Raw genomic sequence first — 4,834 nt, 5'->3', positions numbered from 1 at the left:
TCGCCGGTCAGCGCGTGCAGCACGAGCACCGCGTTCGAACCGTCCGGGGCGAGTTCGCCCCACGTCTCGTAGGCCAGCCGGGCACCGGTGAGCTTCCCGCCCGCGGCCAGCGGCAACGGCGCCAGCCGGACCCACTCGCGCCGTCCCGGCGGGTGCCCTTCCCGCCACGCGCCGGTGGCGGGAAGGGCCGGGACGATCATCAACCCTCCAATTCGGCTTTCGCCGCTCGGAACGCCGCTTCGAGGTCGGCCTCCAGGTCTTCGACCGACTCGATGCCCACCGCGAGCCGCACCAGCCCCGGCGGCACGCCCGCGTCCAGCTGCTCCTGCTCGGAGAGCTGGCTGTGCGTGGTGCTGGCCGGGTGCGCGATGAGGCTGCGCACGTCGCCGAGGTTGACCAGGTGGCTGAACAGCGAGGTGCCCTCCACGAAGGCCCGCCCGGCCGCGACTCCGCCGCGCAGCTCGAACGAGACGATCGCGCCGAATCCGCCGTCGAGGTACCGCCTGCCCAGTTCGTGCCACGGGCTCGACGGCAGGCCCGCGTAGTGCACCTTCTCCACCTCGTCGCGGGCTTCGAGCCATTCGGCGAGCCGCTGGGCGTTGCGGTTGTGCCGCTCGATGCGCAGCGACAGCGTCTCCAGCCCTTGCAACACCAGGAAGGCGTTGAACGGCGAGATCGCGGGTCCGAGGTCGCGCAGCAGCTGCACCCGCAGCTTCGCCGCGAACGCGCCGTGCCCGAGCGCCTCCCAGTACTTCAGCCCGTGGTAGCTGGGATCCGGTTCGACGAATCCGGGGAACCGCGCTCCGTTCGCGCCGAAGTCGAACTTCCCGCCGTCGACCACGACGCCGCCGACGGCCGTGCCGTGCCCGCCGAGGTACTTCGTCGCCGAGTGCACCACGATGTCCGCGCCGTGCTCCAGCGGCCGCAGCAGGTACGGCGTGGTGACCGTGTTGTCCACGACCAGCGGCACACCGGCCTCGTGCGCCACGTCGGCCACCGCGCGCACGTCGAGCACGTTGCTGCGCGGATTCCCCTGGGATTCGGCGAACAGCAGCTTGGTGTTCGGCCGCACCGCCGCGCGCCACGCCTGCGGGTCGTCGAAGTCGTCGACGAAGCTGACCTCGATGCCCAGCTTCGGCAGCGTGTGGTGGAAGAGGTTGTAGGTGCCGCCGTACAGCGAGGCGCTGGAGACCAGGTGGTCCCCGGCCTGCGCGAGGGTGAGCACGGTCAGCGTCTCGGCGGCCTGCCCGGAGGCGACCGCGACCGCTCCGACGCCGCCTTCCAGCCGCGCGACCCGCTGTTCCAGCACGTCCTGGGTGGGATTGTTGATGCGGGTGTAGATGTTGCCGGGCTCGGCCAGGCTGAACAGGTCCTGCGCGTGCTGGGTGTCGCGGAAGACGTAGGAGGTGGTCTGGTAGATCGGCACCGCGCGGGCGCCGGTGGCCGGGTCCGGTGCGGCACCGGCGTGCACCTGCTGGGTCTCGAACGACCAGGCGGACTCGTCTTGCGGTTCAGCGGACATGCGGACTCCACAGTGGACTTCGGGCGCGACGGTTCGCGCCGGATTGGGAACGCGCCGCGAAAGGCGGTGCGATGAGCTGGAAACGCGCGGAAATTCCGCTCAACAGGCGGATCCGTGCGGTGAAAGGAGCGAGCTGCGTCAGCCGGCGCGACAGGCGCTGCTGATCACGCGCAGGAGATCGACGTGCTTGCGCATCACAAGGCGGGTCGGGCGCGCCAGGTCGATCATGCGCGGAGCATAGCGGCTACGACACTCGCAGCAACAGGTCGTTCACCATTCGGGAGAGTCGCGCACGCAGCGGAACCCGAGGTTGCCCACCGAGCTGTCCGGCGTGTTGGCCGTGCGGGCGGCCACCCGGTAGCGATTGCAGTACGACTCGTGGCACAGGTACGAGCCGCCGCGCATCACCCGCCGGTCGCCCTCGGGCGGTCCCGCCGGGTCGGCGACCGGCTGCGCGGAGTGCGTGGTCGTCCACCGGTCCGCGCACCACTCCCAGACGTTGCCCGCCACGTTGTGCAGGCCGAAGCCGTTTGGCGGGAAGGAGTCCACCGGCGCGGTGCCGCGATGGCCGTCCTCGACGAGGTTCTTGGCGGGGAACATGCCCTGCCAGATGTTGCAGCGGTGCTCGCCGCCGGGCAGCAGCTCGTCGCCCCACGGATAGCGGGCCTGGTCGAGCCCGCCGCGGGCGGCGTACTCCCATTCCGCTTCGGTGGGCAGGCGCCCGCCCGCCCACTCGCAGTAGGCGGCGGCGTCGTGCCAGGACGCGTGGACGACGGGATGGTCTTCCCGGCCGTCCACCGCCGAGCCGGGGCCTTCTGGAGCGCGCCAGTACGCGCCTTCGACGCCGCACCACCACGGCGTCTGGTCCGGGCGCGGCGCGGCGCGGCGCAGGGCGCCCGGCAGGAACGCGGCGAACACGTACGACCAGCCGAACCGCTCGGCGTCGGTGACGAAACCGGTTTCCGCGACGAACTCGGCGAATTCGGCGTTGGTCACCGCGAACGGGCCGATCTCGAACGGGCTCAGCCGGACCTGGCGCACCGGTCCTTCACCGTCGTCCGGGAAGCCTTCCGCGTCTTCGGTGCCCATCCGGAACGTCCCGCCGGGCACTTGTCGCCAATGGCGGTCGGCCTGCCTGCCGACCTCGGCACGCGGCCGGGAACCGGTGGCCGCGGCCCGATCGGACGGGTCGCGCCCGGGGGCGCAGCAGCCGTGGGTCTCCGGCGGGTTCGCACTGCTCACGCCCCCACTCTAGGACCGGGTGGCGCGGGCACCCGAGACCGGTTCCGCGCCGCCGCGAGTGTCCTCAGTGGATGGTCAGGTGTTCGGGCGGGTGTCGCGCAGCGCCTGCGCGAGCGTGGCGCCCGCGCTGCGGAAACCGTTGTCCACGAGATCCGTGAAGCTCACGGCACCGACGACGACGAGGAACAACATCACGACGACGAGGATGAACATGCTGGCGTGCCCGTTTCGGTTCGTTTGAGCGGCGGATTGCGAAGCGGCGAAAGACGGCGGCGCTGCCGGGGGAGGTCGCGCGGTCCGTGAGCGTACGGCCGGCGCTGGCCTCCCGGCGCTTTCGCCCTGCACCAATAACATCGTCGCGCGCCGTGGATCGTTACCAGTGGCCGGAGTGACGTGTGCGACCGACTGGGGTCTCTCGGGACCGGTCGCGACGCCTACCCTGGAGCGGTGTCACCCCGGCCTGAGCGAGCGAGTTCCGGGCGGCCGAACCCGGCGCAATGGGTCTGGTACGCCTTCGGCGGCCGGTTGCCCGAACGGTGCGCGGAGTGGGTGCTGCACGACGTCACCTGCCGCACCTGGGCGCTGCGCCACTTCGCCCGCGCGCTGACCCAGCTGGCGCCCTGCTGCGCGGTGGTCCTGCTGCTGCCCGCATCGTGGTCGATCCGGCTGAGCGCTCTGGTGCTCGGGTTGTTCGTCGGGTTGTTCTACTCGGTGTGCCTGATGGGCGAGGCGTGCGAGCACCGCTCGATCAAGCACGGACATCCGCCGGGCACCGCCCGCGAGACCAGGCAGCTTCGCAAGGACGTGGAGCGCGCAGGCAAGCACGGAGTCGGGTACCGCCCGTGGTGGCACTGAACGGGCAGGTCGACCGCGCGCTCGCGGACGCGGAACCGGCCGTGTTCTGGGATGCGCACCGGGGTTCGCCGCGGGACGCGCTGCCCGGCTCGGCCGAAGCCGACCTGGTGGTCGTCGGAGCGGGCCTGACCGGATTGTGGACGGCGGTGCTGGCCAAGCAGCGCGATCCCGGGCTGGACGTGCTGGTCCTGGACGCCGGCCGGGCAGGTTCCGGGGGCAGTGCGCGCAGCGGTGGTTTCCTGTCCGAGTCGCTCACGCACGGTCTCGCGCACGGCGCGCACCTGTGGCCGTCGGAGATCGGGGCGCTGGTCGAGCTCGGCGCCCGGAACCTGCGCGAGATCAGCGAGTTCGTCACCGCCGAAGGCATCGACGCGGACCTGCGGCTGTGCGGCAAAACCGCGGTGGCCACCGAGCCGCACCAGGTCGGCGAGCTGCGCGACGAGGCGGACCGCTACCGCGAGCACGGCTTCCGCGTGCTGTTCCAGGGCGCGGGCGGAGTTCGTGCGGATGTGGATTCGCCGTCCTTCCGCGCCGGGCTCCGGCTGCCGGACGCCGGGGGGTTGGTGGATCCGGCGAAGCTGGTCGGCGGGCTGGCCGAGGCGGCGCGGCGGCGTGGCGTGCGGCTGCACGAGCACACGCCGGTGAATTCGGTGCGTTCCGCGCGCGGCGGGCCGTCCCTGCAATGACCACAAGGGACAGTGCGGGCGGCGCGGGTGGTGCTGGCCACCAACGCCTTTCGCGGCCCGCTGCGGCGGTTGCGCCGGTACGTGCTGCCGATCTGGGATTACGTGCTGGTGACCGAACCGCTGCCGGACTCGGCGTGGGACCGGCTGGGCTGGCGCGATCGGCAGGGGATCACCGACAGCCACAACCTGTTCCACTACTACCGGCCCACTCCGGACGGGCGGATCCTCTGGGGCGGCGGTTCGCCGCACTACTTCTTCGGCGGGCGCACCGCGCTGCGGCACGCCTGGCGCCCGGAGCCGCACCGGGCGCTCGCCGAAGCGTTCTGCACGACGTTCCCGCAGCTGGAGGGCGTGCGCTTCACCCATCGCTGGGGCGGCCCGATCGACTCCACGACCCGTTCCACGCCGGTGTTCGGCACGGCGTGCGCGGGACGGGTGGCCTACGCGGTGGGATTCGCCGGGCTCGGCGTCGCCGCCTCGCGGTTCGGCGCGCAGGTGGCGCTGGACCTGCTGGAAGACGGGGAAACCG

Annotated in this window: 4 protein-coding genes and 2 pseudogenes; 2 read left to right on the top strand and 4 right to left on the bottom strand. The window is 72.0% G+C overall.

Going from position 1 to position 4,834, the window contains the following annotated elements; genetic code table 11:
* The 4 genes and pseudogenes from IJH84_RS13820 to IJH84_RS13805 all read right to left on the bottom strand — a co-directional run.
* Nucleotides 1-200, bottom strand: a pseudogene (locus IJH84_RS13820) (homoserine O-acetyltransferase); the annotation flags it as partial.
* Nucleotides 200-1,522 carry a bifunctional o-acetylhomoserine/o-acetylserine sulfhydrylase gene (locus IJH84_RS13815; protein WP_295144959.1) on the bottom strand — a complete coding sequence of 441 codons (1,323 nt, stop codon included), beginning with the start codon at nucleotides 1,520-1,522 and terminating at the stop codon, nucleotides 200-202. The pseudogene IJH84_RS13820 and the gene IJH84_RS13815, both read right to left, overlap by 1 nt.
* A gap of 270 nt (nucleotides 1,523-1,792) precedes the next feature.
* Nucleotides 1,793-2,632 carry a formylglycine-generating enzyme family protein gene (locus tag IJH84_RS13810; protein ID WP_295144962.1) on the bottom strand — a complete coding sequence of 280 codons (840 nt, stop codon included), beginning with the start codon at nucleotides 2,630-2,632 and terminating at the stop codon, nucleotides 1,793-1,795.
* A gap of 207 nt (nucleotides 2,633-2,839) precedes the next feature.
* Entirely contained in the window at nucleotides 2,840-2,977 is a 138-nt protein-coding gene (locus IJH84_RS13805) for a hypothetical protein (protein WP_200069471.1), read from the bottom strand.
* A 234-nt stretch (nucleotides 2,978-3,211) separates the two neighbouring features.
* Between IJH84_RS13805 and IJH84_RS13800 the strand changes: the two genes are divergently transcribed.
* Nucleotides 3,212-3,619, top strand: coding sequence for a DUF5313 family protein (locus IJH84_RS13800; protein ID WP_295144954.1), 408 nt, complete (start codon nucleotides 3,212-3,214; stop codon nucleotides 3,617-3,619).
* Nucleotides 3,607-4,834 (top strand): annotated as a pseudogene (locus IJH84_RS13795) (NAD(P)/FAD-dependent oxidoreductase); the annotation flags it as partial. The gene IJH84_RS13800 and the pseudogene IJH84_RS13795, both read left to right, overlap by 13 nt.

The sequence above is a fragment of the Saccharopolyspora sp. genome, assembly GCF_017434145.1.
Taxonomy (GTDB): Bacteria; Actinomycetota; Actinomycetes; order Mycobacteriales; family Pseudonocardiaceae; genus Saccharopolyspora_C; species Saccharopolyspora_C galaxeae.
Note: the sequence above shows the minus strand (reverse complement) of the source record. Positions and strands in the feature narration are given on the sequence as shown.